Genomic DNA, 24876 nt, shown 5'->3' on the forward strand with positions numbered 1-24876 from the left:
CTAGGGTCCACGGCCCCGCGCCACTCTAGGGTCCGGGTGCCCCGCCCGGGGTCCCGCCCAGCGCCTTCACCCGGACGTCCACCCGGTGCAGCCCGGTCGCCCCGTCGGGGACGGTCCCGGAGCGGACGTCCGTCTGCACGGCCCCCGTCCCGTCCGTCGCCCTGACCTCCAGCGTGTGCGGCCCCGGTGCCGCGTCCCACACCCACACCCACTGCCGCCAGGCGTCCGCACCGTCCGCGGCGCCCAGCCGGGCCTCCCGCCACGGACCGCCGTCCACCCGCACCTCGACCCGCGAGATCCCCCGGTGCTGTGCCCAGGCCACCCCGGCGACCGCCACCCGGCCCGGGGCGAGACCGGCGTACGGACGCGGGGTGTCGATCCTCGACTGCGTCTTCACCGGGGCCCGTGCGGCCCAGGAACGGCGCACCCAGTACGCGTCGTACGCGGCGAAGGTGGTCAGGCGCAGCTCGGTCAGCCACTTGCAGGCGGAGACGTACCCGTACAGGCCCGGGACGACCATCCGGACGGGGAAGCCGTGCGCGAACGGCAGGGGAGCGCCGTTCATCCCGACGGCGAGCAGCGCGGCCCGGCCGTCCATGACGGTCTCCACGGGCGTGCCCAGCGTCATGCCGTCCACCGAGCGCGCCACGATCTGGTCGGCCGGGCCGCCCTCGGACGGCGGCCGCACCCCGGCCTCGCGCAGCAGCTCGGCGAGGGGCGCGCCGAGCCAGCGGGCGTTCCCCGCGTACGGGCCGCCGACCTCGTTCGACACGCAGGTGAGGGTGACGTCGTGCTCGGCCAGCGGCCGCGCCAGCAGCTCCCGCAGGTCCAGGGTGAGGGGGCGGGAGACCCCCTCGCCGTGGATCCGGAGCCGCCAGGCGTCCGCGTCCACACGGGGCACGACCAGGGCGGTGTCGACGCGGTAGAAGTCCCGGGCCGGGGTGATGAACGGGCCCAGGCCGGGCACCCGCAGGTCGGCTCCGGCGGGCACCGGCGGCGCGGGCACGGCGGGCGGGGGCAGGACGAGGGAGGCCCGGGAGGCGGTGGCCCCCGCCGAGCCGTGCGCGCCGAGCCGCCGCCCGACGAGACCGGCCAGGGCCGAGCCGGCCACGACGGCGCCCACCAGCCGCCCGAAGCCGCGCCGGTCCACCGTCCACGCCCCGTCGGCCGGGGCTCCGGCAGGTCGGGGCCGCCGCGCCGCCGTGACCAGCAGCCACAGCACCCCGGCCGAGGCCAGGGCGCCCGCGAGGGACGGCAGCGCGTCCCGCCAGGAGGCCTCCGGCCTGCTCAGCGCGGCCGCCGCCCCCACCAGCCCGAACGCCGCGGTGACCGCGACCCCGGCAGGCAGGCTGCGCACGGCGAGCAGGCCCGTCAGGCCGGCCGCCACCGCCAGCACCAGGACGATGCCGAGGGCCAGCGCCGCCTTGTCGGCGCTGCCGAACAGGCCGATCGCCCACTCCCGGACGGCCGTCGGCGTGAGGTCCACCGCGGCACCGCCGACGGCTGTCACCGGCGCGGCCTCCGGCCGGGCCACCGCGGTGACCAGCTGGGCGACCGCCAGGCCGGCGAACGCGGCGACCAGCCCGGCGACCGCGCCGCGTACCCGGCGCGACCGGACCGGACGGTTCGGGTCTGCCTCCACACCGCCAGTGTGCCCCTCCCCGGCGGCGCGGGCCGCTCACGGCGGGTGGGCGGACGGGACGCGCCGTGACGCGGTGCTCAGTGCACCGGCGCGGGCGGCACCCAGCGTCCGGTACGCGGCGGCTTCACCCCGTATTCGTCCTTCAGCTCCGCGGGAATGGCGTGGTGCATGACCCGGCCCCGGGTCAGGGAGGCCAGCTCGAAGCCGGACAGCAGCGAGCCCGCCTTGTCGAGCGCCCACTCCGCGTACGGGCTGCTGTCCTCGATGGTCTCCAGCAGCCCGAGGAACACCGGCACCGCCTTCGCCGCCGCGTCCCAGGCGCTGCGCGGGATCTCCAGCCAGTCGCCGATGGTGTCGCCGACGAGGAAGCGGACGGTGGCCGGGACCATCGGGTCGAAGAGGGTGCCCGGGACCACGTCCTCGTACATGCGCATCAGCTGGGCGTTGAGCCGCACCCCCTCGGGCGAGGGGCCGAGGTTGCGCAGCAGGTAGAGGTCGCAGTAGTCACGGGCCTCGGCGAGGGTCCGCGGCACGGCGGACATGTCGCAGCCCAGCATCGCGCCGACCACCCGCCAGGCGTAGAAGTAGGACTCCGCGCCCTCCTCGCTCATGTGGATGCCCAGCCGGTGCATGGCGTCGAGCACCAGCAGCGAGAAGCAGATCTGGCCGCCGATCATGTCCTCCTGGCAGATCGGCATGCCGTCCCGTTCGACGTCCCAGTGGCCGCCGTGGCGCAGGTGGTGGCGGACCGCCGCGTGCAGCAGGCGCACCTTCTGCGCGGCGGGGATGAACTTGCTGCCCTCCGCGAAGGAGTTGGTCTGCATGAGATAGGTGACGAACTGCCCGGTGTTCGCCATCCGGCGCGAGGGGTACGCGAGGGAGTGCGTGGAGGACAGCAGCCGGGCGAGCCGGGGCACGGCGTAGGTCGCGGGCATCGCGGCGAAGGACAGTCCGGTGTTGATGTGGGCCGCGTTGTCCATGAAGAACAGCCTGGCCTGCTCCATGACGTCCCAGTCCACCCAGCCCGGCGGCATGGCCGTCGCCTCGAAGTAGGCGCGGGCGGAGGCCGGGAGCTGTTCGGGGAGCCTGTCCCCGGCGGTGGTGAAGAAGCGCATCAGGGTGTTGAGGTCGCCGATCTCCTTGCGGTGGAACATCGCGGCGACGGTCTCGTCGGCGAGCGGGTCGCCCTGGGTGCGCAGCGCGTCGAGTGCGGCGTCGTCGTAGCGCGGGCGCGGCGGAGCGGTCTGGGTGGGGTTCACGTCGGTCGTCCTTGTCGTGTCTGGGGTGCAGTGCCGTGCCACCGGCTACAGGGAGCGGTCGGCCGCGGTGCCGGCCAGGTCGTGCAGGGCCGCGCGGGCCTCGGCGGGCATCGGCGCCGCGTCCAGCGCGCCGTGCGCCCGCGCGATGCGTTCGCGGATCATGTCCTCCACCCGCTGTCTGGCCCCGCTGCGTTCCATCAGCCCCCGTACGGAGGAGGCCTCGGCCTCGCCGAGCTCCGGATTGCCGACGAGTTTGGCGAGGAGCCGGCGGTCGTCCGGGCCGGCCGCGGCGACCGTCAGCGCGAGCAGCGCCGTGGGCTTGGCGTCCCGGAGGTCGTCCAGGTTCGACTTCCCGGTCCTGGCCGGGTCGCCGAAGGTCCCCAGCAGGTCGTCGCGCAGCTGGAAGGCCTCGCCGAGGGGGAGGCCGTACGCGGAGAACGCCTCCACCAGCGCGCGGGGGCCGCCGCCGAGGGTGACGCCCAGGTGGAGCGGGCGCTCCACGGTGTACTTGGCCGTCTTGAAGCGGGCCACCTCCAGCGACTCCGCCACGAGCGGATCGCGGTCCGGCCCCGGGCGGGTGCGCAGCACCTCCAGGAACTCGCCCGCCATGGTCTCCCGCAGCAGGGCGGACCAGAGGGGGAGGGTCCGGGCCAGATAGGCCCCGGGCAGCCCGCAGGTGCCGAAGACGTGCCCGGCGTATCCCATCAGCAGGTCGCCCAGGATCATCGCCAGCGGGGTGGAGCGCCGCCCGGCCGCCGCGAAGGCGGCGTGCGCGGTGAGCTGCCCGTGCCGCATCCGGCTGCCGTCGATGATGTCGTCGTGGGTGCAGGCCGCGGCGTGCACGAGTTCCATCGCCGCCGCGGCCCGGACGACACCGTCGCAGTCGGGCTGTCCGGCCGCCCGCCACCCCCAGTAGAGGAAGGCGGCCCGCAGCCGTTTGCCCCGGGCCAGGGAGCGGCGTAACTGCTCGGAGAGCGGGGTGAGTTCGGGATGGAGGTCGAGCAGGGCGGCCTCCTCCTCGTCGGCCAGCCGGACCAGCACCGCGTCGATGCGTTCCTTGAAGCCGGTGTGGTCATGCACAGGGGCGGCCCTCGGAGGCGATGTTCTCGGCGGCCCGCCGTGCCATCGTCTCCAGGTAGTTCTCGCCGTTCACGCCGGCCCGGCGGGTGGCCAGTTCCCCGCGCTTGCGCAGCTCCACCACCCCGTCGGTGAGCAGTTCGCGCAGGTCGGCCCGGCGCATCGCGTCCTGGGCGCGGTCGGCGGTCTGCCGCAGCTGGTCCAGGGCCAGGTCGGCGACCCCGGCGGCCAGCAGGGTCAGCAGCTCCAGCGAGGCGGCCGCGGGTCCGGTGCCCGTGGGTCCGGTGCCCGTCGTGCGTTCCCGTTCGTGCTTCCCCTGGGCGGAGTTCTCGTGTTCGGTCCGGGACATGGTCGGGTGCCCTCCTGGTCGCTCGCGCCGCGCGGCATCGGAAGGGGCGGCCACCGGACCGTGCCGGTGGTCGCCCCTGATCGTTTGCGGGCCAGTCAACCGAGTGCCGTTCCCGTACGGCGAGTTGAGGGAGGAGAACTCCCCCTCCGGAGTGCCGGGTTTCCTCCGGGAGGGTGACGGTCGCCGCACGGGCGACCGAGCGGGCACCACCGGTACGGGCCTGCGGCGCGGGCGACCCGGCGTGCGTCCGGAACCGGGCGCGGCGGCCGGGGCACCCGCGCCGGCCTTCGTACTAGACGGGCAGGGACCAGGCCTGGTCGACCCGGTGGTCGCCGCAGTCGGCCAGCCCCAGCCGCTCGGCCGGGGCGCCGGGCGTGGTGACGGGGGCGGGCGCGGTCAGGCAGCGCCCGCTGACCTCCTCCACGAGGGCGCCGTCCCGCCGGTGGGTCCAGCTCTGGCCGGGCTGCCGGTCCCCGGCGGGCGAGCAGCCGGCGAGTTCCACGACACCCTCCTCGCCCGCGGAGAGGCAGGCGCCGCCCAGCTTCAGGCGTCCGTCCTCGGCGAGGGACCACCGCTGGTCGGGAGCCCCGGAGCAGGTCGCCATCACGACCGCCCCGACCCCGGTGGTGTTGACGCCGTCGGCGCAGCGGGCCCCGTCGCCGTTGATCTGACCGGTCGGCACGGCCTCGGCGCAGCCGCGCGGGGTCAGGCGCCAGACCGCCGTGTCGTGGCCGGCGAGCCGGCCGGTGAGCGCCTGGGAGACCTCGGTGAAGCCGCCGCTCCAGAGGTCCTGGGCGTCGACGGTGCACTCGGAGAGCCCGATCTCGTCGAGCGGGACGCGGATGTCGCGGGTGGTGGCCGACCGGTTCAGCACGGCCACCGCGCGGTCGCCGTTCGCGAGCGGGCGTACCAGGATCTCGAAGGTGGAGTTCGAGGAGACCACGGAGGCCTGACGGCCCATCGAGTCCTGGTCCAGCGTGATCATCCGGGTGTTGCCGAGGGCGGCGAGTCCCTCCGGCGTCAGCTTCGAGACGTCGGAGGAGAGGATGAACGGGGAGGCCATCATGGCCCAGAGGGCGATCTGGCTGCGGCTCTCCGCGGCGGTGAGCCCCGGTGCGCCCGCGATCAGGAAGTCGGGGTCGTTCCAGTTGCCGGGGCCGGCGTAGCGGCCGAGCCAGCGGTTGTAGCCGTAGTTGCCCATGACCGAGCCCCACCGCGAGGCGTCGGGCGTGGCCGGCTTGTGGACCTGGATGTCGCGGCCCTCGCGCCACAGCTGGCCGGTCTCGCCCACCCAGCCGAGGACCCTGTGCCAGTCGGATCCGCCCCACTCGCCCTGCTGGAAGTAGGCGGGTGCGGAGGCCGACAGGACCATGTCGCGGCCGCTGGCGCGGATCGCCCGCGCGACGCCGTGGTAGGCGTCCCGGTACGCCCGTTCCTTGGTCTGCCCCTCCGGGACCCACACGTTGCAGCCGTCCATCTTGACGTAGTCGACCTTCCAGGACGCGAACTGCCGTGCGTCCCGGGCGTAGTGGTCGGGTCCGCCGCCCGCGGGGGAGCCGCTGCCGGGGTACTTCTCGCACGTCAGGGAGCCGGCGTCCTGGTAGATGCCGAACTTCAGCCCCTTCGCGTGCAGGTACTCGCCGAGCCAGGCCATGCCGCGCGGGAACCGGTTCCGGTCGACGACCAGATTGCCCTGCGCGTCCCGGCTCTTGGTCATCCAGCAGTCGTCGACGGTGACCGTGTCGTACCCCTTGGCGGCGAGCCCGGTCGACACGAGGGCGTCGGCGTTGGCGACCACCGTGGCCTCGTCGATGTCGCACATGTAGTGCGCCCAGTTGTTCCAGCCCATCGGCGGGGTGAGGGCGAGCCGGGTGTCCGAGGTCGCCCGGGGCTCGGCGGCCGCCGGGGCGGGGGAGAGGGCGAGGGCGAAGAGGGCGGCCGCGGTCAGGCAGGGGAGCGTTGCGCGCAGGCGAGGCGGCACTGGGTCTCCTAGACGTGGGAACGATCGTGCGCCCAGTGCAGCGAGGTGACTACCCAGTGTCAACGAAGGTCGCTGATTGTCGTCCGATGACCAGCAATATGGCTGCAATGAATGTCACACGAAAGTGTCGATACATCGTATGTTACGGTGTATCGCATGCCGAGGAGATCAGACGCCCTGGACCGTGCGACGCCCGAGGCCATCGCCGTCGCCGCCCTGCGGATCCTCGACGAGGAGGGGCCGCAGCGGCTGAGCTTCCGCACCCTCGCCGAGCGCCTCGACGTCTCCCACGCCACCGTCCAGCGCCGTTGCACCGACCTTGCGGGCCTGCTGGACCTGTGCACCGAGCATCTGGCGGCCCGGCTCCCCGACATCCCCGCGGGCACGGACTGGGCCGAGGCCACCGAACGGCGCTTCCGCGCCCTCTACGACCTGCTCGTCGCCCACCCCGGACTGCTCGTCCTGCGAGGCGGCCGCCCCTGGCTCGGCCGCCAGCTCCTCGCCCGGCTCGTCGAGCCCGCCCTCGCCGACAGCGTCGCCGCGGGCCTGACCGTCACCGAGGCGATCACCGCCTACCGCCGCATGTACCTGCTCACCCTGGGCAGCGCGGCCTTCGTGGACCACCGCGAGCCGGAGCGGGCCACCGCCGCCTCCCGGACGGCCCTGGCCGCCCTGGACCCGGAGGAGTTCCCCGTGCTGTCCGGCCGAACGGCCGAGATCCTGCCCGCCCTGACGGACCACGAGGTGTACCACGGCGCCCTGCGCCAACTGATCGAGGCCGCCCGGCCCGGCATGTGATGGGGAGACCGACCATGGAACGTCCGCAGCAGCTCGACCACGCCGCCGTGCGCGCGGCCGCCGCGCGCATCGCGGGTGGGGTCCGCCCCGTCACGGTGGCCCCCGCGGCCGAGGGCGTCTGGTACGCGCTGGAACACCTCCAGCACACCGGCAGCTTCAAGGCCCGTGGCGCCCGCAACTTCCTCGCCGCCCACCACGAGGCCGGTACCGTCCCCGAGGCAGGCGTCACCATCGCCTCCGGGGGAAACGCCGGGCTCGCCTGCGCCTGGGCGGCCCGCGCCCTGTCGGTCCCCGCGACCGTGTTCCTCCCGGCCAACGCCCCGCGCGTGAAGGTGGAACGGCTGCGCGGCTACGGCGCGGACGTACGGCTCGTCGGCGACCGGTACGCCGAAGCGCTCGCCGCGTGCCGGGAGTTCGCCGCCACCAGCGGCGCCCTGAGCAGCCACGCCTACGACCACCCGCTCATCGCGGCGGGGGCCGGCACCCTGCTCGAGGAGATCCGCGACGCGCTGCCCGGACTGGACACCGTGGTCGTCGCGGTGGGCGGCGGCGGGCTGTTCGCCGGGGTCGCCACCGCCGCCCGCGCCCACGGCGTACGGGTGGTCGCGGCCGAACCGCGCACCTGCCGGGCCCTCAACGCCGCCCTGGAGGCGGGCCGTGTCGTGGACGTGAGCGTGGACTCCGTGGCCGCCGACTCGCTCGGCGCCACCCGGGTCTCGGAGGACGCGCTCGCCGCGGCGCAGGAGAAGAACGTGACCTCGGTCCTGGTCGCCGACGAGGAGATCACCGCGGCCCGCCGCGCGCTCTGGGAGGAGCACCGGATCGTCGTCGAACCGGGCGCGGCCACCGCCCTGGCCGCCCTGCGCGGCGCACCGGAACCCCTGGGCGAACGGGTGGCCGTCGTCCTCTGCGGCGCCAACACGGACCCGAGCGACCTGATGCGACCGGCGCCCTGAGACCGTCCGCGGCGGTCCGGTCCCGCGGTAGGCCGCCCCGCCCGTCAGGTCGGTCCCATGGCAGGCCGCCCGGCCGGTCAGGACCTCGCGGCGAGCAGACGCCTGCGGTGACTCCTGCGGCGCAGCGCCGTGACCAGGACGATGGCGGCGCCGGTCACCGTGCCCGGCAACGCGAAGAGGACGGACAGGATCAGCCGGCCCGCCGGCGAGACCAGGCCCCCGGACTCCCCGATGGCGTATCCGAAGTCCGACCGGGAGGTGCAGGTGAGCCGGTAGTCGGCCGCCTGCGACACCTCGATGGCGAAGAGCGGGGCCCAGGCCTCGTCACGGGTGAGGAGCGTGTGGAAGCCGGCGTCGCCGAGGCGCGGGGCACCCGGCCCGGTGATGTCGCCCTCCGGCGGGTGGGCGTCCTCCGGGAAGTCGACCCGCCCCCAGACGGTCTTCTCGCTGCCCGGTTCGAGGTGGAGGGTGACGGTGTCGCCGCGGGCGAACTGACGGCCGGTGTCGACCGAGTCCGTCGCCTGGTGGAACCGGTACGCGCCGAGGGCGACGCCGATCGCGATCAGCACGGCGGCGATCCCGGCCGCCACGGCGTACCAGTCGCGGCCGGGCCGGAGCTCGTTCGCCGCTGTCGGCGGCGGTGGGGAGAGCTGCACCGGCACACCCCAGTACTGCAACGGTGCTTGCCGTGACCGTTCTTCGGCTTCCGGCCCCGGCCGGCCACCCCACCGGACCTCAGTGGCCCTTGACGGCTACTGCTTGCCGTACCTGCTCTCTTCGATCGATTTCACGCGGGGGACTTCCGGGTCCAGGCCCTTCGCCCATTCGCTTTCGCCGAGTTGTGCGCGCAGGTGCTCGACGGTGTTCTCGACGTGGCCGCGTACCGCCCGCAGGTCGATGCCCTGGAGGCGGTGGCGGTACTTGGCGACGTGGCCGTCGACCAGGACGGTGTGGACGTCGGACCGCTGTGCCTGGAGTACGACGTGCCCGTGCGGGTTCAGGATCGGGAAGGAGACCGGGGATTCGTCGTTCTTGAGGAGGACCAGGTCTGCCTTCTTGCCGACTTCGATGGTGCCGAGGTCGTGGGAGCGGCCGAGCGCGGCCGCGCCGCCGCGGGTCGCCCAGCTCAGGACGTCGTGTGCGCGCAGGGTGGTGTGGGTGACGGTCTCGCCCCGGGCGTGACCCTCGGCGTGTTCGCGGGAGCGGTCGGCGGCCAGGGTGGCGCGCATCGCGGAGAAGAGGTCCGCGCTCCACCACACGCTGGTGTCCATGGAGAGGGACACGGGGATGCCGTGGGTGCGGGCGGCATGGGTGGGCGGGTATCCCTGGCCGGCGTGCTGCTCGCTCTCGGCGGAGATCGACAGGTATCCGCCGGTGTCCGCGATGCGGCGGTAGGAGTCGTCGCCGAGGGAAGAGCCGTGGACGTAGAGGGTGCCGGGGCGCATGAAGCCGTGATCGTGGAGGGTGGCCAGGTTCCGGTCTCCGTCGGTGCCCCAGACACCGGCATGGGTGGTCACCGCGGCGCCGAGGTCGTGGGCGGCTTCGAAGGCCGGCTTCTCGGGGAAGCCGGGGCCGCCGCCGAGGTCGATGGCCAGTTGCAGGTCCAGCATGCCGTCGCGGGGGACGCGCTGGTCGAGGAAGGCGCGGAAGGCGGGGTCGGTGGCCCACTCGGCGGCCGGCCGGTGGAGGTTGCCGTATGCGAGTACGAAGCGGCCCGGCACGGACTGGAGGGCGTCGACCGCTGCGTGGGCGTGGTCGGTGGTGGCCAGGCCGTGGGACCAGTCGACGGTCGTGGTCACGCCGGCGTCGAGGGCCTCGGCGGCGGCGAGCAGGTTGCCGGCGTGGATGTCCTGGGGCCGGAAGTGCTTGCCGTGGTCGATGAAGAACCACACGAAGTACTGGCTCAGGGTCCAGTCCGCGCCGTAGCCGCGCAGCGCGGTCTGCCACATGTGGCGGTGTGTGTCGATCATGCCGGGGATGACGATTCCGCCGGTGGCGTCGATCACGGTGGTGCCCGCCGGGAAGTCAAGGCCGGGTCCGATCGCGGTGATCCGGTCGCCTTGGACCAGGACGTCCGTGGTGGGGAGCACCTGCCAGGGGTCGCCCATCGGCAGTACCGTGCCGCCCTGCAGTAGTACCGGGCGGCCTTTGGCGAACGCGTCCGTGGTGGACATGCCGTCACCCCATTCTCGAAGTTGCCGAAGTTGCCGAATGCTGTGCCTGCCCTACGGACGCAGGACGGGACGGGTTCACGCGTCCGGCAAAGCTCCCTGCGCGGGTGGCCGTGAGCCGCTTCACAGAACCGGCGCTGCCCTGTTCTCGTGGAGCGTTGAGGGCGCTGCCGGCGGTCCCCGCTTTCCCTGCGAGCCCAGGGACTCAGGACACCGACGAGGAGACAAGGGCATGGCGAACATCGTGATCATCGGCGGTACCAGCGGCATCGGACGCGAGCTGGCCGAGCACATGGCCCGCCGGGGCGACAGCGTGGTGCTGACCGGCCGGGATGCAGAGCGGGCGGGGAAAATCGCGCGGGAGGTGAGCCAGGGGCGCCACGACGTACGGGGCATCGCACTCGACCTCTCTGAGCCGCACGGGCTCGCCGGGGCGTTGTCGGGGGTCGGCCGGGTGGACCACCTGGTGATCACGGCCGTGGAACGCGACGTGAACAGCGTGCGTGACTACTCGGTGGACCGGGCGGTGCGCCTGGCCACGCTCAAGGTGGTCGGCTACACTGCCGCGGTCGCAGCACTGCGGGATGCTTTGACGCCCGCCGGATCGGTGGTCCTGTTCGGGGGCGTTGCGAAAGACGTGCCCTACCCCGGCTCCACTACCGTCACGGCCGTCAACGGCGCCGTGGTCTCCATGGTGCGCACCTTGTCGACGGAGCTGGCACCGGTGAGGGTCAACGCCGTGCACCCCGGGATCGTCAGCGACACCCCGTCGTGGAGCGGGCAGGCCGACGTGTTGGAGTCGGTCCGCTCCCGTACGCCCACCGGCCGGCTCGCCACCATGGCCGACATCGTCGGCGCCACGGTCTTCCTGATGCACAACCCGGCCGTGAACCGGGTGAACCTGACCGTGGACGGCGGCATGGTGTAACCCGCCGGCTCCGGCGGAACCTGCCTGTCCCCAGGGCCGCGACAGTCTCCGGACAGGCGGGGAAAGCGTGCGGCAAGCGGCGGGCAAGCGGTGCGGCGAACGCTGGCCAGGTGATGACTACTTCGACTGCACCGGCCGCCCCACTCGCACCCGCCGCCCCACTCGCGGCAGCTCGACGGACCGAAGCCGACGACGAGCGCTTCGCCCGCGCCGTGTACGACAGGCACGCTGCCATGCTCAGGTATCTCGCCGCTCGCTCACTGGGCGGCGATGTCCACCGCGCCGAGGACATCGTCCAGGAGGCGATACTCCGCGCCTGGCAGCACGCTCCGCTCCTGGACCCGGCCGGCGAGGGCATCCGCGGCTGGCTCGTCACCGTCGTCCGGAACCTCGTGATCGACAGCCATCGGGCCCGCCGGGCCCGCCCGTACGAAAGTGGGCACCTCGACGGCGTGGAGCCCGCCTCACCCGGCCACGCGGACCGCGTGGCCGACCGCCACGTCGTCCGCGAGGCGCTGCGCGACCTCAGCGAACCGCACCGCCAGATCCTGCTGCACACGCGCTACCTCGACCAGTCGGTCGCCGAGACCGCCCTGGCCCTGGGCATAGCCGCCGGCACAGTGAAATCCCGCACCCACGCCGCGCTGCGTGCCCTCGAAGCCGCCCTGCTCAGACGCGGATATCCGTCTGCGGGCCGGACAACTGCCGGGCGCCGGAGCCCGTCAGCAGAAGGCCGCACGCACCGACGGCGAGCGGGCGAAACGCTCGTGGAGTGCGTAGCGCCGTCCCGCTTCGGCACTGCCCCCCTCGGCGGCTTCGGCCAGCAGCAGGCCGACCGCGTCCCGAGCCAGTGGCTCGATGATGGCGGCGGCCTCACGGTGCCCGTCGGCGAGCCGGTCGACGTCGACCGGCCCGCTCTCGCCGCAGACGGCGAGAGCCAGGGACGCCACGGCCCGACGGTGACGCGGGGCGGCATCCGCGCTCGCCACCTCCCTGAGGGCCGCCGCGGCCTCGGTGAACCGGGAGCGGGCGGCCAGGACCACCGCGCGCAGGTTTGCCCCGGCACAGCCGAGGTCGTAGGAGATGACCTCGGCGGCGATCCGCTCCACCTCGGCGATACGGTGGTCGGCCCGGTCGAAGTCTCCCTCCCCGATGTCCAGGTAGGCCAGCCGCAGCGCACGGTAGGCCCAGCGCGAGCGGGCGTCCATGGTCCGCAGGATCTCGCTCGCCTCGCTCCACATGCTGCGGGCCTCCTGCCGCCGGTCGGCGCTCTCCATGGCGTCGCCGCGGGCGGTGAGACAGATCGCGAGGGCGAAAGGGTCGTCGGCGGCGCTGGCCGCCTCGATGCCGCGCAGCGCGTGTTCGCCCGCCGCGTCCGGAGCGCCCTCGTGCAGGCAGTAAGTCGACCAGTTGTACTGCAGCACGGCCCTGTCCCACTGGAACGCGGTGCCGGCGATGCCTGCCTCGGCCCGCGCGAACAGGTCGGCGCGGTCCTCGTCGGCAGTGAGCCGCGCGTACAACGCCTCGTAGACCGGGCCGATCACCGCCACGTCCGGGTTGCGGGCCTGCCGCCAGGCTGCCTGGTAACGCTCCTCGTAGCCGAGTGCGCTCTCGTGCCGTCCGGCGACGTGGTTGAGCCAGGCGAGCCACGCGAACGTGTAGGCGAGCGCCCACTCCTCCCGGGGGCCGGGTGGGCGCGCGGGGTCCGAGGTGCCCCGTTCGCTGTCGTAGGCGTCCAAGGTTCGGGCGAGCCGGTCGATGCCCTCCTCCTCACGGCCTGAGACATACCAGAAATAGCCGAGGGAGGATTCGAGGAACAGGGCTTCGGCTGCCCGTCCTTGCCGGGCCAGCAGCTCGGAGCCGGCCCTGAGGTTGGCCACTTCCTCGGCGATGTGGAGGCAGTGGGCGGCCTGATCACGTGAATGGAGGGCCGCGGAGTGCTCGGCTGCGAAATCGAGGGCCCAGGAGGCGAAGCGCTCCTCGGCGTGCTGCAGACGGCCCTCGGTCCGCAGGCGGGCAAGAGCGTACTCACGTACCGTCTCCAGCATCTGGAAACGGGTTCCGTGGCGACCAGGAACGGTGAACAACATCGATTTGTCGACCAGCTGTGTCAGAGTCGGTAGCAGACCGCCGCCGTGGCCGATGTGAGCCGTCCCGGTCGCCTCCGGGCCGAGCGTGCCGTACCGCTCGGCGTCTTCGAGCGCGGTGCCGCCCACCCGTAGGGCGAGTTCGCTCAGGACCTGCTGCTCGGCGCCGCCGAGCAGGGCGTAACTCCAGTCGAGGACCGCCCGCAGGGTGCGGTGGCGGGCGGGTGCGGTGCGCTCTCCCTTCACCAGGAGGGCGAAGCGGTCGTCCAGCCTGCGGTCGATCTCCGCCACGGAGAGTATCCGGATGTGTGCGGCGGCGAGTTCGACGGCGAGCGGGAGACCGTCGAGACGACGGCACAGGCTCAGTACGTCCTGGCGCATGTCCGGCCCCGCCGCGAACGAGGGACTGATCTTGGCGGCGCGCAGGGTGAACAGTTCCCCGGCCTCCTCGGCGGTCATCGGCTCCACGGTGAAGTGGGCTTCCTGCGCGATGCCCAGCGGCTCCCTGCTGGTGGCCACTACGGTGAGCTGCGGGCAGGCCTCGAGAAGGGTGTTGACCAGGGGCGCGACCGCGTCCAGGACGTGCTCGCAGTTGTCGAGCGCCACGATCGCCGTGCGGCTCTCCAAGGAGGAGATGACGCGCCGCAGGAAGTCGTGAGGGCGCTGGTCGGTGGCCACCGAAGCGTCCGACAGGCCGAGCGTGGCGGCCAGTACCGCGAGGATGCCACCCTCGTCGGTGGCGGCCAGGTCGATCCACCAGAGGGCCTGGACGGGGGAGTCCGGCCGGGAGAGTGCCTCCAGTGCGAGCCGGGTCTTGCCGACGCCGCCGGGACCCAGGATCGTCACCAGTCGTTCGCGGGTGATCGTCTCCCGAAGGGCCCGCAAAGCGCCGCGTCGGCCGACGTACGGCCCCAGGGACCGGCTCAGATTGCCCTCCGTCTTCCCGGAGCCGGAGAGCCCGGAGGCAGGCAGGTGCTCCGCTTCGCTTCGGCCGGGCTCGGGGCGCATCAGGGCGGGGTCGTGTTCGAGGATCGCGCTCTGCAGGGCGCGCAGCTCGGGTGAGGGCGCCAGGCCGAGCTCGGCGTCCAGGAGGACGCGGCCGCGGTGGAAGAGGTCGAGTGCTTCGGCATGCCGGCCGCTGCGGTAGAGGGCGAGCATCAGCTGGCCGCGCAGCTTCTCCCGGAAGGGGTGATCCGCAAGCAGGGAGGTGAGTTCGGCTGTCAGCTCCTGGGCCCGGCCCCGCAGGAGTCCCACCTGGGCCGCGTCCTCCAGAGCGGTGAGCCGCAGTTCCTCCAGCCGGCGGCGCTCGCCCTCGAACACTGCCTCGGTCAGGTCCTCCAGTGCCTGGCCCCGCCACAGTCCGAGGCCGGTTCGAAGGATCCTCTCGGCGTCTTCGTAGGCTCCGGCCCGCAGACGCTCCCGGCCCTGACGGACGCTGGTTTCGAAGGCGGTGAAATCGACGTGGTCCCTGTCGTCGAGGGCGAGCTGGTAGCCCCCGGCCAGCAGCGCCAGACGGCCCGCCTCGCCCCGTTCGGCGAACGCGGTGCGCAGCTTGGTCATCTGCACCTGGAGCGCGTTGACGGGGTTCCTGGTCTCGCGCTCGCTCCACAGCTCGTCGATGAGGAGATCGCGTTGCACGGGCCGTCCGCCGGCCAGGGTGAGGCGGGCGACGACAGCCCGGGCGAGGGCACCGGGAAGGGCAATCGGGGATCCGTCGGAGGCAGTCACGTCGAGGCGTCCGAGCAGTCGAAAGTGCATACGTGAGTATCCCGTGACAGGAGGGCTGAGCCGGCCATGCCCGCTCCGGCTCATGCATGAACTTCGGGCCGCTGGGCGGAGCACCAGCCTTGCGGAGTCTGCCCGCCGCTGCGGACGGGCGGGGTTGCCGACCGTCCGCTCGGGAAGGCGGATCAGCCGAGGAAGCGGATGGACTTCACGGCCGGGAACCCGACGGCGGCCAGGTCGCGCACGTCACCCTGGACGACGAGGGACCTGCCGGTGCAGTTCGGGCCGTCCCAGATCTTGGCGGTACCGGTCATCTTGAGGGATCCGGAGAAGCGGACCGGCCTGCAGTCCGGTCCGGTGATCCCCTCGGCCGGGTCTGCGAAGTCCGCGGAGTCGAAGAACGTGGCGTTCGTCGCAGGCGCCGACGACGCGGTGCCGGCGGCGGACTGTCCGGCCTTCTTTCCGTCCGGCGCCACCGCGAACCATGTGCCGCCCACCCCCTGCCCGTTGGTGTCGCCGGGCTTGGTGTCCTTGCTGAACAGGTAGACGGGCCAGCCGCCGATCGTCACATGCAAGGCGCCGTCGCGCGGGACGAAACCGATGGCCGACGGCTGGACCCCGTCGATGAAGACCTTGCCGCCCCTGGCGACCAGGTACGGCGGCCAGGTGCCGGCGCAGGCACCGGAGCAGTTGGACTTCGACGGGTTCGTGGTGTCCTTGTCGAAGCGGTACAGCGTGAACCCGGCCCCGTTGAGTACCACGGGGTCGAGCGCACCGGCCTTACCGGCGGACAACTGCACCCATGCGCGGGCCACCGGCTTCTCCGCCGCCGAGGCCGCGGCGGGGCCCGCAGCCGGTTCGAGGTCGCCGGCATTGAGGTCGGCGCCGTTCTGGCGGGCGGTGCCGCTCAGGAGGGACAGCCCGGCAGCGCCGGCCCTTGCGGCGCTCGGAGAGGCGTCCGCGCTCGCACTGGCGGTCCCACTGGTGCTGCCGGTCCCGTCGCAGGCCGAGAGAAGAAGGATTCCGGCGGCCGAAAGGGCGGCGAGTGACGTGGCGCGCGTAGTACGGAACATCAGAACTCCTTGTGACAGTGGTGTGGTCGGCCGCTCCGTTTCGTGCGGGGCGGCAGGCCCCCTTGCTACGGATCGCACCCCGGAGTGGTTCTGACGCACTGCCGCCGGGGCCGTGGGCCAGACCGCCTCAACCCGGGAGAGCGCCGACCGCGGGCGGCCCTCGGCGTGCGGACAGTGCCGGGAAAGCACCAGGACAGCGACCGGCCCTTCGATGGTCCAAGGGCCGCACCGCGACGACGTCGTCAGCGCAGACCGCCCACACTCACCAGGCACCTCGCCACCGAAGGACGGCACAGCACATGAGCCAGGAATCCACCTACGCCCTGATCCAGCGGGCCATCGAAGAGCTGGAGCAGCTGAAGGCGAACATCTCAGGGAGGGTCTGCACGCCAGGCGACCCGCACTACGCACAGGAAGTCTCCGCGTTCAACCTGCGTTCACAGATCCGCCCCGCGTTCGTGGTCGCTGCCCAGACGCCTCAGGACGTGCAGATCGCGGTCCGGTTCGCCGCCGCTCACGGGCTCGCAGTGGGCGTTCTGTCGACCGGGCATCACGCCTTCCCCCCGCGGGCGAGCCACGGAGCCGTCCTGATCACTACCCGCACCATGCGGACCGTGCGGGTCGACGCGGCAACGGCGAGCGCCCGCATAGAGGCCGGCGCGCTGTGGAGCGACGTGGTCGGGCCGGCGCAGCGCTACGGTCTGGCCCCGCTGAACGGCTCCAGCGCCGGTGTGGGTGTCGTCGGATACACGCTCGGCGGCGGCCTCAGCCCGGTCCTGGGCCGCACCTACGGCTGGGCCGCCGACCACGTCCGCGCCATCGACGTCGTCACGGCCGACGGCGAACTGCTGCACGTGACCGCGCAATCGGACCCCGCCCTGTTCTGGGGGCTGCGCGGAGGCGGCAGCAACCTCGGCGTCGTCACCTCCCTGGAAATAGACCTGTTCCCGGTCAGCACCTTCTACGGCGGCGGGATCTTTCACCCGGCGGAACACGCCGAGGCCGTACTGCGTGCCTACCGGCAGGTCGTGGAGAAGGCCCCGGACGAGCTGACGGTGTCGGTCGCCCTGCTGAACTTCCCGCCGGTCCCCGAGGTCCCGGAGCTGCTGCGCGGCCGGTTCACCGTTCACGTCCGGGTCGCCTACCTCGGCTCGGACGCCGAAGCGGAGGAGCTCATCGCACCGCTGCGCGCGGTCGGCGCCCCGCTGGCGGACACGGTCGGAAGGCGCGGCTACGACACGTTCGCCGAGGTGCACCAGGACCCCACGGAGCCGGCTCCGTACGAGGATCGCAGCGTGCTGCTGACGGAGCTGACCCCCGAGGTGGCTGCGGCCGTGCTGGAGCGGGTCGGCCCCGCCTCCGGCAGCGCCGTCACCGTGCTGGAGATCCGGCACCTGGCCGGTGCCCTGAGCCGGGAGGCACACCTGCCCAGCGCCGCCGGCGCGCGGGACGCCGCCTTCATGGTGTGGGGAGCGACGGTAGGGCCGCCGGAAGTGGTCGACGCCGGAACCGAGGACATGAACGCACTGCTCAAGGACCTCACGCCCTGGTCAACAGGCCGCCTGTACCAGAACTTCACCTCCCGGCAGGCCGTGGCGTCCGACGTGTTCGCCCCGGACGTCCTGGCCCGCCTGCAGCGCATCAAGCAGCAGTACGACCCGCAGAACGTCTTCCGCGCCCACAACCACAACATCGCACCCGCACCGGGCCTCGCCGCCGAGGCCACGGCCTGCTAAACCGTGGGGCCGGCCGGGGCAGCGGCGCCGACCGGGTGTGGTTGCCGAGGGGGTAGCCATCCGGCGCCGTTCACGCGGCGTGTCGTACACGCCCTGGGAGCAGGATGCGGTCCGGGGTAGAGGTCTCGGGAGCACACGACCGGATTGCGGAGTGCCGGAAGGCGAGGGACGGGCACCGCGCCAGGGCTACTCTGGGACGCAATCAGGAACACTGCGTGATGGAGTGGAAATGGTGGATCCGGTCTGCGGCGCCCAGTCTGAGGGCGAAACCGTTCTGGGGCTCGGCGAGATCTCGGCGGATGCCTGGGTCTTCAAGTGCATGGGCCGCAGCTACAGCGCCGCACGCGCTGGCGGTGTGGTCGTCATCCAGGACATCACGGACATCACCCGCCCGTTTCCCGTCGGCAGCGCCGAGCCCTCCTCCGGCAGCCTGTGGAGCATCCACACTCCGCGGGGACTTCTCGCAGGCCGCACCGGGGGAACCCTGCACGCCGTCGCGGCCCTCCGGGAGGCCGACCTGCCACCCGGAGGGCCCTCCTGGCGCGCGCCGTGACCCCGGGCGCGGGCTGGTACTGCAACGGTCTTCGCCATGACGGTTGGGCAGGTCGGTCGTTTGTCGGTTCCTGGGTGGGGACGTTGCCGGTGCCCGGTTGTGGGCTGGCGCACCGAAAGGTTTGCACCGGCGATTCGTGCACCGTTCCGCCACCAGGGCGGAGAACTCCCGGATCGGGATGTTCCTCGCGCATGCCGGTGGCCGTGGTCGCACTCTGATCGACCGCCGCCTCCATCTGTCCACGTCATGGACGGATGACCGCGACCGGTGCCGGGCCGTCGGCATCGACGACTCGATCGGCTTCGAGGCGGAAGTGGTGACGGCCAAGGCCATGGTCCGCCGGGCCGTCGCCGAGAGGATTGCGTTCCGGTGGGTGACCGCGGATGCCGCCCACGGCCCGAGGGCCTGCGACTGGGCCCGGGTCGAGGTCCGGCCCTGGCACCGCGAGGACGGCCGACACTGGGTGATCGCCCGCCGTGGCGTCCGCCGGCTCACACCCCTCACCCTCCCCGAACTCCGAAGTCTGCTCAGCCAAGTCCGCGGCGCCGCGGGTGCCGGACGTCGAGGAGCCCTCCGCGGGCTCCCGTTCGGGCCGGGCCCGGGCTCAGCCGGCGGCCTCGCCCTCGCGGACCACCACCGTCAGCGCCGCCTCCTCCTCGGCGTGCCCCTCCGCACCGCCCGTCCCGAGGGCGAAGGGGTTGCGGTTCCACTCCCACGCCATGACGGCGTGCACCCGGCTCCCCGTCAACCGGGCCTGCTCCACCGCCCAGCGCACGGCCTCGCGGGAGGGGTTCGAGCCGTCCACGCCGACGACGATCAGGGGTTCGGCGGTCTGCTCGGTCACGGTGGGTTCCTTTCGCTCCGCCCGAATGGTCGATCTTCTCCCTGTATACACGGAACGTCGGCCCGACCTCGAACGACGATGGTTGCGACGGGCGACGACTTTCGAGGACAGCCTCCGCCGTACGGCACTTGCGAGGGTGTGAGGGTCCGGGCGACCGCCTGCGGACACGAAGCGAGTGGGAGGAACGGGCGTGGCTCAGCGCAAGGGTTGTCTGATCGGCTGCGGGGTGGCTCTGGTGCTGGGGGTGGGCGTCCTCGTCGCCGTCGTCTTCGGCATGGGCAAAGTCCTGGACATGGCGGACAAGTCGATGGTCGACCCCACGGTGTACGAGGGGGTGAAGACCGGCGACGCGGAGAGCGAGGTCCGCGCGAAGCTCCCCTCGGGCGAGAGCTTCGTCAAGAGCGCCCTGAAGGAGGGCGGCCCGGTCGAGCCCGACGGCAGCTCCTGCTCCTGGTACATATCCGGCGGCGACACCGAGATGGGCAAGGAGACCGTCCTGCGCTTCTGCTTCAAGGACGGCAAGCTGGCGGAGAAGGTCCGCTACCCGATGAAGTAGGGCCGACGCCGCGCCCGACTACCCTGCGCCGAGACCGAGGCCGAGGCGGAGCTCGGCGAGGCGAGGCGCGAACCGGTCGGCCGAGCGCCGGGGAAGCCGGGCGGCCCGTGCCTCGAACGCGGCGAACGCGGCCTCCCGCTCCTGCGGACCGCACAGCGACAGGTACAGCACCGCGTGCCGCCAGGCACGGGCGGACCGCGCCGCGGCGGCCGACCGGCGGGTCGCGGCGGCGAACGCCCCGACGGCCGCCCCCTGCCAGCCGCCGTGCGGCGCGATGCCCGCACGACGCACCAGGGTCGCCAGGTTGAACGTGGTCAGGACCCGGGCCTGTTCGGCGACGGCGGGCTCCGTCGCCAGGGACCCGCCGGGCCGTCCGGCCCGCTCGGCGCACAGCGCCGCGAAGCCCTCCCGGTCCCCGGCGGCGACGAGTTCCAGCACGGCCGCGTAGTCGATGCGGTGGTGGCGCTCGTACACGGTGCCGCGCAGCAGCCCGGCCGCTTCGGCCGCGGCGCCCAGCAGCTCGGGGGAGACCGTCCCGTCGTACCGGGCGGCGAACGGCTCCCTCAGCAGCGGGACGCCCAGCCCGCCGGCCTCGGCGAGCGGGGAGACCACCTGCACCAGGGAGTTCGGTATCCCGGCGCCGGGGAAGGTTTCCACGCAGGTTTCGACGACCAGGCGCAGCACCGAACGGGCCTGCGCCGGCGAGTCGTCCCCCCAGGGCGCCACCGCCCGCATCCAGGGCAGCGCGGCGATCCGCTCGCCGTGCTGCGCGCTCCACCACAGGGCGTGCCGGCGGGAGCGGCCGGCCGCGTACACCGCCGCGACCACCCGGCCCAGGGCCTCGTCCCGATGTCCCAGCGCCGGGTGGGACGCCACCAGCTGGGCCGCGACCTCCGTGAAGGCCTCCGCCGAAGGGATCGCGCCCGACCGGGCCAGCGTCACCAGCGGCGCACTGCGCGCGAGCAGGACGGTGTCCCGGACCGCGGCGGGCAGCGGCGTCCCCGCGGGCAGTCCCGATTCCCCGGCCTCGGCGGGCGTCACCGGCCCGGCCAGGTCCTGGGCCCGCGACGTCCCGAGGGAGACGTCGAGCGGGGCGAGGCGGCGCAGCACCGGCGCGGTCAGGTCCTGGTGCGCCGGTCCGCCCGCCTGTACGGCCTGGGCTTCGCGCAGCGCGCGGTGCCCGGGGGAGCCGGGACGTCCGCGCGCGGCGACCATCGACGCGACGGCGGGCCGGGGCACGCGTTCCGCCAGGGCGACGGCGACCTCGCCGACGGTCCGCCGGTGCACGGCGCCCGCGGCGGGGGCCGGCTCCGGCGCCGGACAGGGGGCGAAACGCACCTCGTGGGCGAAGGGGCGAAGTTCCTCCACGAGGCCGGCCGCGGCGGCGGGCTCACCGGCGCGCCGGAGCCAGGCGACGCACAGCAGGGCGGCGTGCTCCGGAGCCCGCACGTCGAAGCGGCCGTCGTCGAGGAGGGCGTCCAGCCAGGCGAGGCCGTCGTCGGTGAGGCAGTGGGCGAACAGTTCGGCGGCGGAGAGCCCCGGTGCGGGGGCGCCGGGGGCGTCGGCGGCCGTCGGCCGGCCGGGGTTCTGGTTCATCGCCGGCGTGGCAGGTCCTGCCCCTGCGCCCTCCGACTGTGCAGGTCGGTGCTCTGGCTGCTGAGCTACACGCCGTTCGGGGAAACCTAGCCGAGCGGGTGCGGTTGCACCAACACGGACCGACCACCGGGTGCCGCGGCCCGGGGGCGACAAGGCGTCAAAGGCTGTGGGGGGACGGCCGCGGGGTCCTGGCGGCGCGGGGACGGTTGTACGGCACACTCAAGCGCATCAGGCCAGGTGGCGGCGGTGGCGGAGCGCGGCACCCGGTGTCCCGGCGCGTCGCCGGGCGGCGCGCTGACCGTTCGGCATCGGCCAGTGCCGGCGAGGCCGCGTTGACGGGGTGCCGGGCCGTGGTGACCGTGGGCACCGCCTCCGGCCGCGCGGCCGGACTTCCGGGAAGGCGGCGACCGTGAACCGTTCCAGCACGTCCCGTACGGCCGTGGCGGTGGTGATCACCGCCGCTCTCCTCTCCACCGGCGGGTGCGGACTGGGCGGCGCCGATCCCGGCGGGGGCGGACAGGCCGCCAGAACGGGCCGGGTCGCCGGGGAGATCACCTTCCGCACCCTCCAGCTGAAGCCCACGTTCACCGCCTACGTGCAGGGCGTGATCGACGCCTTCGAGGAGAAGTACCCCGAGGCGACGGTGAAGTGGGAGGACGTACCCGGCGACGGCTACAACGAGAAGCTCGTCGCCGACGCCCGCGCCGGGACCCTCCCGGACGTCGTCAACCTCTCCACCGACTCCTTCCAGCTCCTCGCCGGCCGGGGCGTGCTCGCCGACGTCGCCGCGCTGGACGGGGCCGCGGCGGCCGCGTACGTACCGGGTGCCTGGGAGCAGTTCAAGCTGCCCGGCCGGGGCGACAGCGTGTACGCGTACCCCTGGTACGTGACCCCGGAGATCCTCACGTACAACAGGGACCTCTTCGCGGAGGCCGGGCTCGACCCGGACCGTCCGCCCACCACCGTCGAGCAGTTCTTCGACTGCGCCGAGCAGATCGCCGCCCGGTCCGGCGGCCGGTACGCGGCCTTCATGGCCGACCCCAAGGGCCGCCTGCCCGGCGACTGGCAGAAGATGGGCGTCCCGATCCTCAACGGCGAACGGGACCGCTTCACCTTCGGCACGGACCGGGCGGTCGCCTGGGTGGAACGGATGAAGGACCTGTACGACAAGGGCGCCATGCCGAAGGAGTCCCTCCTCAAGGCGGACGACATCAACCAGCTGTACGGCAGCGGCAAGCTCGTCTTCGGCCCCGGATCACCCGGATTCGTCAAGGACGTCAAGCGCAACGCCCCGCAGGTCTACGCCAGGACGCAGGTCGCGGGCGCGGTCACCGGCACGCTCGGCCACATCGGCATCTACGCCCAGTCGCTCGGCATCAGGAAGGACACCGGACACCCCGACGCCGCGGCCGAGTTCGCGAAGTGGGTCACCAACGGCCCCAACCAGGTGGAGTTCTCCCGGAAGGCCACCATCTACCCGTCCCACGCCCAGGGGCTCGCCGACCCGTTCTTCTCGGACCGGGGAGACGGCAAGGACGCCGAGACCCTCGCCCGCGCGGTCGGCGCCGAGCAGCTCAGGACGGCCGCACTGGACGCCAACACCCCCGTGGAGTGGACCAGCCAGGTCGGGGACGCCGTCGTACGGGAGGTGCAGAAGGCCATCACGGGCGAGCAGGACGCCCGTACGGCGGTGCGGAAGGCACAGGACGCGGCGAACCGGCTCCTCGCCGACGCGGCCCGCGGGTGACGGGCCGCACCGCGGGCCGGCGGGCCGCGGAGGCCGAGTCGGGGCTGGTCCACCGCAGGTGGTGGACGCCCTACCTGTTCCTCGCCCCCGGCCTGGCGATGGTGGCGGTGTTCGGCCTCTGGCCGTTCGTCAACACCGTCGTCCTGTCCTTCACCGACGCCCGCATCCTGCGCGGCGGCTCCTTCGTCGGGCTCGACAACTACCGCCGGGCCTTCGCCGACCCCGACTTCTGGGTGGCGGCGGGCAACAGCGTGCTGTACCTCGTGGTCGTCGTCCCGTGCCTGGTCCTGCTGCCGCTGGCCCTGGCCGTCCTCGTCCGGCCCGGCCTGCCGGGCATCGGCTTCTTCCGGTCCGCCTTCTACACCCCCGTGATCGCGTCGGCCGTGGTCGTCGGGCTGATCTGGCAGTGGGTGCTGCGCAGCGACGGCCTCGTCAACACCGTCTTCCTGAAGCTGCGCCTCGTCTCCGAGCCGGTCCCGTTCCTGACGGACAGCACCATGCTCCTGGTGTCCGCCATGATCGTGACCGTGTGGAAGGGCCTCGGCTACTACATGGTCTTCTACCTGGCGGCCCTCGGGAACGTGCCCGCCTCCCTCCACGAGGCGGCCGCGCTCGACGGGGCGGGCGCCGTCCGGCGCTTCTTCAGCATCACCGTCCCCCAGGTCAAGCCGATGATGCTGCTCGTCGGAACGCTCTCCGCGATCTCCGCGCTGCGCGTGTTCACCGAGATCTACGTCCTCGGAGGGGAGAGCGGCGGGCCCGGCGGCGGCGCGCGCACCCTGCCCTTCCTGATCCGGCAGGTCGGGCTCGGCTTCGCCGGGGAGACCGGCTACGCCTCCGCCCTCTCCCTCCTGCTGTTCCTGCTGACGCTGGTCTTCAGCCTGCTGGGCCGCCGGCTGACCAGGGGGGACGAGACGTGAGCGCGCCGCGACGCCGTCTGCTCGGCCCCGCCGCCCGCTACGCCGCCCTCGTGCTGATGCTCGTCGTGATGCTGGGGCCCCTCGTGTGGCAGTTCCTCACCTCGGTCCGCGGCCGCACCGAGAACGTGTACGACGGCGTGCTGCCCGCCCGGCCCACCTTCGACAACTACCTGCGGGTCGCCGAGTCCTTCCCGCTGCTGCAGTACGTCGGCAACACCCTCGTGGTCGCCGTCCTCGCGGTGGTCTCGAACCTGCTCTGCGCGGCGATGGGCGGCTACGCCCTGTCCAGGGCCGGCTGGAAGGGCCGCGAGGCCGTGTTCACCGTCCTCGTGGCGACCCTGATGTTCCCCTTCGAGTCGGTGATGATCTCGATGTTCCTCACCGTACGCGAACTGGGCCTGGTGGACACCCTGGTCGGGGTCTGGCTGCCCGGCGCCGTCTCCGTGCTCAACGTCATGATCATGCGGGCCGCGTTCCTCGCCGTCCCCCGGGAGATCGAGGAGGCCGCCGTCCTGGACGGAGCGGGGGAGTGGACCCGCTTCACCCGGGTGTTCCTGCCGTCGGTCAAGGGCGCGCTGGCCGTCGTGTGCATCACCAGCTTCATGGGCGCCTGGGACGACTTCCTCTGGCCCCTGCTCGTGCTGACCGACAGCGACCACTACACGCTCCAGCTCGGCCTGAAGACCCTCGCCGGCACCACCACGGTCAACGACCAGCGGATCGTCGCCGCCGGGGCGATGGCCGCGCTGCTGCCGATGGTGCTCCTCTTCTTCGCCCTCCAGCGTTACTTCTTCAAGGGCGTCGGCGAGGGCGCCGTCAAGCTCTGAACCGGCCCGCAGCCCGCCCGCACGCCGTACCGACCCACCGACCGACCACCC

The 24876-nt window shown here is 73.1% G+C and carries 20 protein-coding genes, 1 tRNA gene and 2 pseudogenes; 11 read left to right on the forward strand and 12 right to left on the reverse strand.

Translation table 11 applies throughout. The annotated features are described in order from the left end of the window. Positions 1–25: 25 nt before the first annotated feature. The 5 genes from ACPU2J_RS28745 to ACPU2J_RS28765 form a co-directional block, all read right to left on the reverse strand. Positions 26–1642, reverse strand: coding sequence for a molybdopterin-dependent oxidoreductase (locus ACPU2J_RS28745; protein WP_423834315.1), 1617 nt, complete (start codon positions 1640–1642; stop codon positions 26–28). A 77-nt stretch (positions 1643–1719) separates the two neighbouring features. Then, positions 1720–2901 carry an oxygenase MpaB family protein gene (locus tag ACPU2J_RS28750; protein ID WP_420078968.1) on the reverse strand — a complete coding sequence of 394 codons (1182 nt, stop codon included), beginning with the start codon at positions 2899–2901 and terminating at the stop codon, positions 1720–1722. Between the two features lie 45 nt (positions 2902–2946). After that, positions 2947–3981, reverse strand: a complete 1035-nt coding sequence (locus ACPU2J_RS28755) for a polyprenyl synthetase family protein (protein ID WP_420078967.1) — start codon at positions 3979–3981, stop codon at positions 2947–2949. Further along, complete coding sequence (locus tag ACPU2J_RS28760; protein ID WP_399816750.1) at positions 3974–4327, reverse strand: hypothetical protein; 354 nt, start codon at positions 4325–4327, stop codon at positions 3974–3976. The genes ACPU2J_RS28755 and ACPU2J_RS28760 overlap by 8 nt, the downstream gene beginning before the upstream one ends. A 292-nt stretch (positions 4328–4619) precedes the next feature. Further along, a complete protein-coding gene (locus ACPU2J_RS28765) occupies positions 4620–6308 on the reverse strand; it encodes a ricin-type beta-trefoil lectin domain protein (protein ID WP_420078966.1) in 1689 nt (562 codons plus the stop codon). 156 nt (positions 6309–6464) lie between these two features. On the opposite strand from ACPU2J_RS28765, the gene ACPU2J_RS28770 reads away from it, so the two are divergent. Then, positions 6465–7106 (forward strand): TetR/AcrR family transcriptional regulator, encoded by a 642-nt coding sequence (locus ACPU2J_RS28770; protein WP_420078965.1) that lies wholly within the window; start codon positions 6465–6467, stop codon positions 7104–7106. 14 nt (positions 7107–7120) lie between these two features. Then, the gene (locus ACPU2J_RS28775) at positions 7121–8062 is read left to right on the forward strand and encodes a serine/threonine dehydratase (RefSeq protein WP_365070906.1); all 942 of its coding nucleotides are present in this window, start codon (positions 7121–7123) and stop codon (positions 8060–8062) included. Positions 8063–8139: 77 nt separating this feature from the next. On the opposite strand, the gene ACPU2J_RS28780 is transcribed toward ACPU2J_RS28775, so the two are convergent. Both ACPU2J_RS28780 and ACPU2J_RS28785 read right to left on the reverse strand, forming a co-directional pair. After that, the gene (locus ACPU2J_RS28780; protein ID WP_420078964.1) at positions 8140–8718 is read right to left on the reverse strand and encodes a hypothetical protein; all 579 of its coding nucleotides are present in this window, start codon (positions 8716–8718) and stop codon (positions 8140–8142) included. Positions 8719–8814: 96 nt separating this feature from the next. After that, positions 8815–10236, reverse strand: coding sequence for an amidohydrolase family protein (locus tag ACPU2J_RS28785; RefSeq protein ID WP_420078963.1), 1422 nt, complete (start codon positions 10234–10236; stop codon positions 8815–8817). Positions 10237–10465: 229 nt separating this feature from the next. Here ACPU2J_RS28785 and ACPU2J_RS28790 point away from each other — a divergent pair, with 229 nt between their 5' ends. Both ACPU2J_RS28790 and ACPU2J_RS28795 read left to right on the forward strand, forming a co-directional pair. Further along, on the forward strand, positions 10466–11161 hold the full coding sequence (locus ACPU2J_RS28790) for an SDR family oxidoreductase (protein ID WP_420078962.1): 696 nt from the start codon (positions 10466–10468) through the stop codon (positions 11159–11161). 233 nt (positions 11162–11394) lie between these two features. After that, positions 11395–11766 (forward strand): annotated as a pseudogene (locus tag ACPU2J_RS28795) (sigma-70 family RNA polymerase sigma factor); the annotation flags it as partial. A 117-nt stretch (positions 11767–11883) separates the two neighbouring features. Here ACPU2J_RS28795 and ACPU2J_RS28800 read toward each other — a convergent pair. Both ACPU2J_RS28800 and ACPU2J_RS28805 read right to left on the reverse strand, forming a co-directional pair. Then, entirely contained in the window at positions 11884–14886 is a 3003-nt protein-coding gene (locus ACPU2J_RS28800; RefSeq protein ID WP_423834316.1) for an ATP-binding protein, read from the reverse strand. Positions 14887–15158: 272 nt separating this feature from the next. Further along, positions 15159–16046, reverse strand: coding sequence for a hypothetical protein (locus tag ACPU2J_RS28805; protein ID WP_420078960.1), 888 nt, complete (start codon positions 16044–16046; stop codon positions 15159–15161). Between the two features lie 299 nt (positions 16047–16345). Here ACPU2J_RS28805 and ACPU2J_RS28810 point away from each other — a divergent pair, with 299 nt between their 5' ends. From ACPU2J_RS28810 to ACPU2J_RS28820, 3 genes and pseudogenes are all read left to right on the forward strand, one after another. Continuing rightward, complete coding sequence (locus ACPU2J_RS28810) at positions 16346–17782, forward strand: FAD-binding oxidoreductase (RefSeq protein ID WP_399816734.1); 1437 nt, start codon at positions 16346–16348, stop codon at positions 17780–17782. 229 nt (positions 17783–18011) lie between these two features. Then, positions 18012–18335: a hypothetical protein gene (locus ACPU2J_RS28815; RefSeq protein ID WP_420078959.1), complete on the forward strand. Its 324-nt coding sequence runs from the start codon at positions 18012–18014 to the stop codon at positions 18333–18335. A 70-nt stretch (positions 18336–18405) separates the two neighbouring features. Beyond that, positions 18406–18825 (forward strand): annotated as a pseudogene (locus ACPU2J_RS28820) (transposase); the annotation flags it as partial. Positions 18826–18939: 114 nt separating this feature from the next. Here the strand turns inward: ACPU2J_RS28820 and ACPU2J_RS28825 are convergent. Further along, positions 18940–19179, reverse strand: a complete 240-nt coding sequence (locus ACPU2J_RS28825; protein ID WP_423834317.1) for a universal stress protein — start codon at positions 19177–19179, stop codon at positions 18940–18942. Positions 19180–19369: 190 nt separating this feature from the next. Here ACPU2J_RS28825 and ACPU2J_RS28830 point away from each other — a divergent pair, with 190 nt between their 5' ends. Further along, positions 19370–19735 (forward strand): hypothetical protein, encoded by a 366-nt coding sequence (locus ACPU2J_RS28830; protein ID WP_401170390.1) that lies wholly within the window; start codon positions 19370–19372, stop codon positions 19733–19735. Positions 19736–19753: 18 nt separating this feature from the next. Here ACPU2J_RS28830 and ACPU2J_RS28835 read toward each other — a convergent pair whose 3' ends face one another. Both ACPU2J_RS28835 and ACPU2J_RS28840 read right to left on the reverse strand, forming a co-directional pair. Next, entirely contained in the window at positions 19754–21331 is a 1578-nt protein-coding gene (locus tag ACPU2J_RS28835) for a hypothetical protein (protein ID WP_423834318.1), read from the reverse strand. A 2-nt stretch (positions 21332–21333) separates the two neighbouring features. Beyond that, positions 21334–21406, reverse strand: a tRNA-Cys gene (locus ACPU2J_RS28840). 334 nt (positions 21407–21740) lie between these two features. On the opposite strand from ACPU2J_RS28840, the gene ACPU2J_RS28845 reads away from it, so the two are divergent. The 3 genes from ACPU2J_RS28845 to ACPU2J_RS28855 are packed head-to-tail and all read left to right on the forward strand — an operon-like array spanning position 21741 to position 24825. Continuing rightward, positions 21741–23078, forward strand: coding sequence for an ABC transporter substrate-binding protein (locus ACPU2J_RS28845; RefSeq protein ID WP_365131977.1), 1338 nt, complete (start codon positions 21741–21743; stop codon positions 23076–23078). Between the two features lie 44 nt (positions 23079–23122). Further along, positions 23123–23998 carry a carbohydrate ABC transporter permease gene (locus ACPU2J_RS28850; protein ID WP_420082318.1) on the forward strand — a complete coding sequence of 292 codons (876 nt, stop codon included), beginning with the start codon at positions 23123–23125 and terminating at the stop codon, positions 23996–23998. Then, entirely contained in the window at positions 23995–24825 is an 831-nt protein-coding gene (locus ACPU2J_RS28855; protein ID WP_361595305.1) for a carbohydrate ABC transporter permease, read from the forward strand. Before ACPU2J_RS28850 ends, ACPU2J_RS28855 begins: the two co-directional genes overlap by 4 nt. The last annotated feature ends 51 nt before the right edge of the window (positions 24826–24876 follow it).

The organism is Streptomyces manipurensis, assembly GCF_049570255.1.
Classification (GTDB): domain Bacteria; phylum Actinomycetota; class Actinomycetes; order Streptomycetales; family Streptomycetaceae; genus Streptomyces; species Streptomyces manipurensis.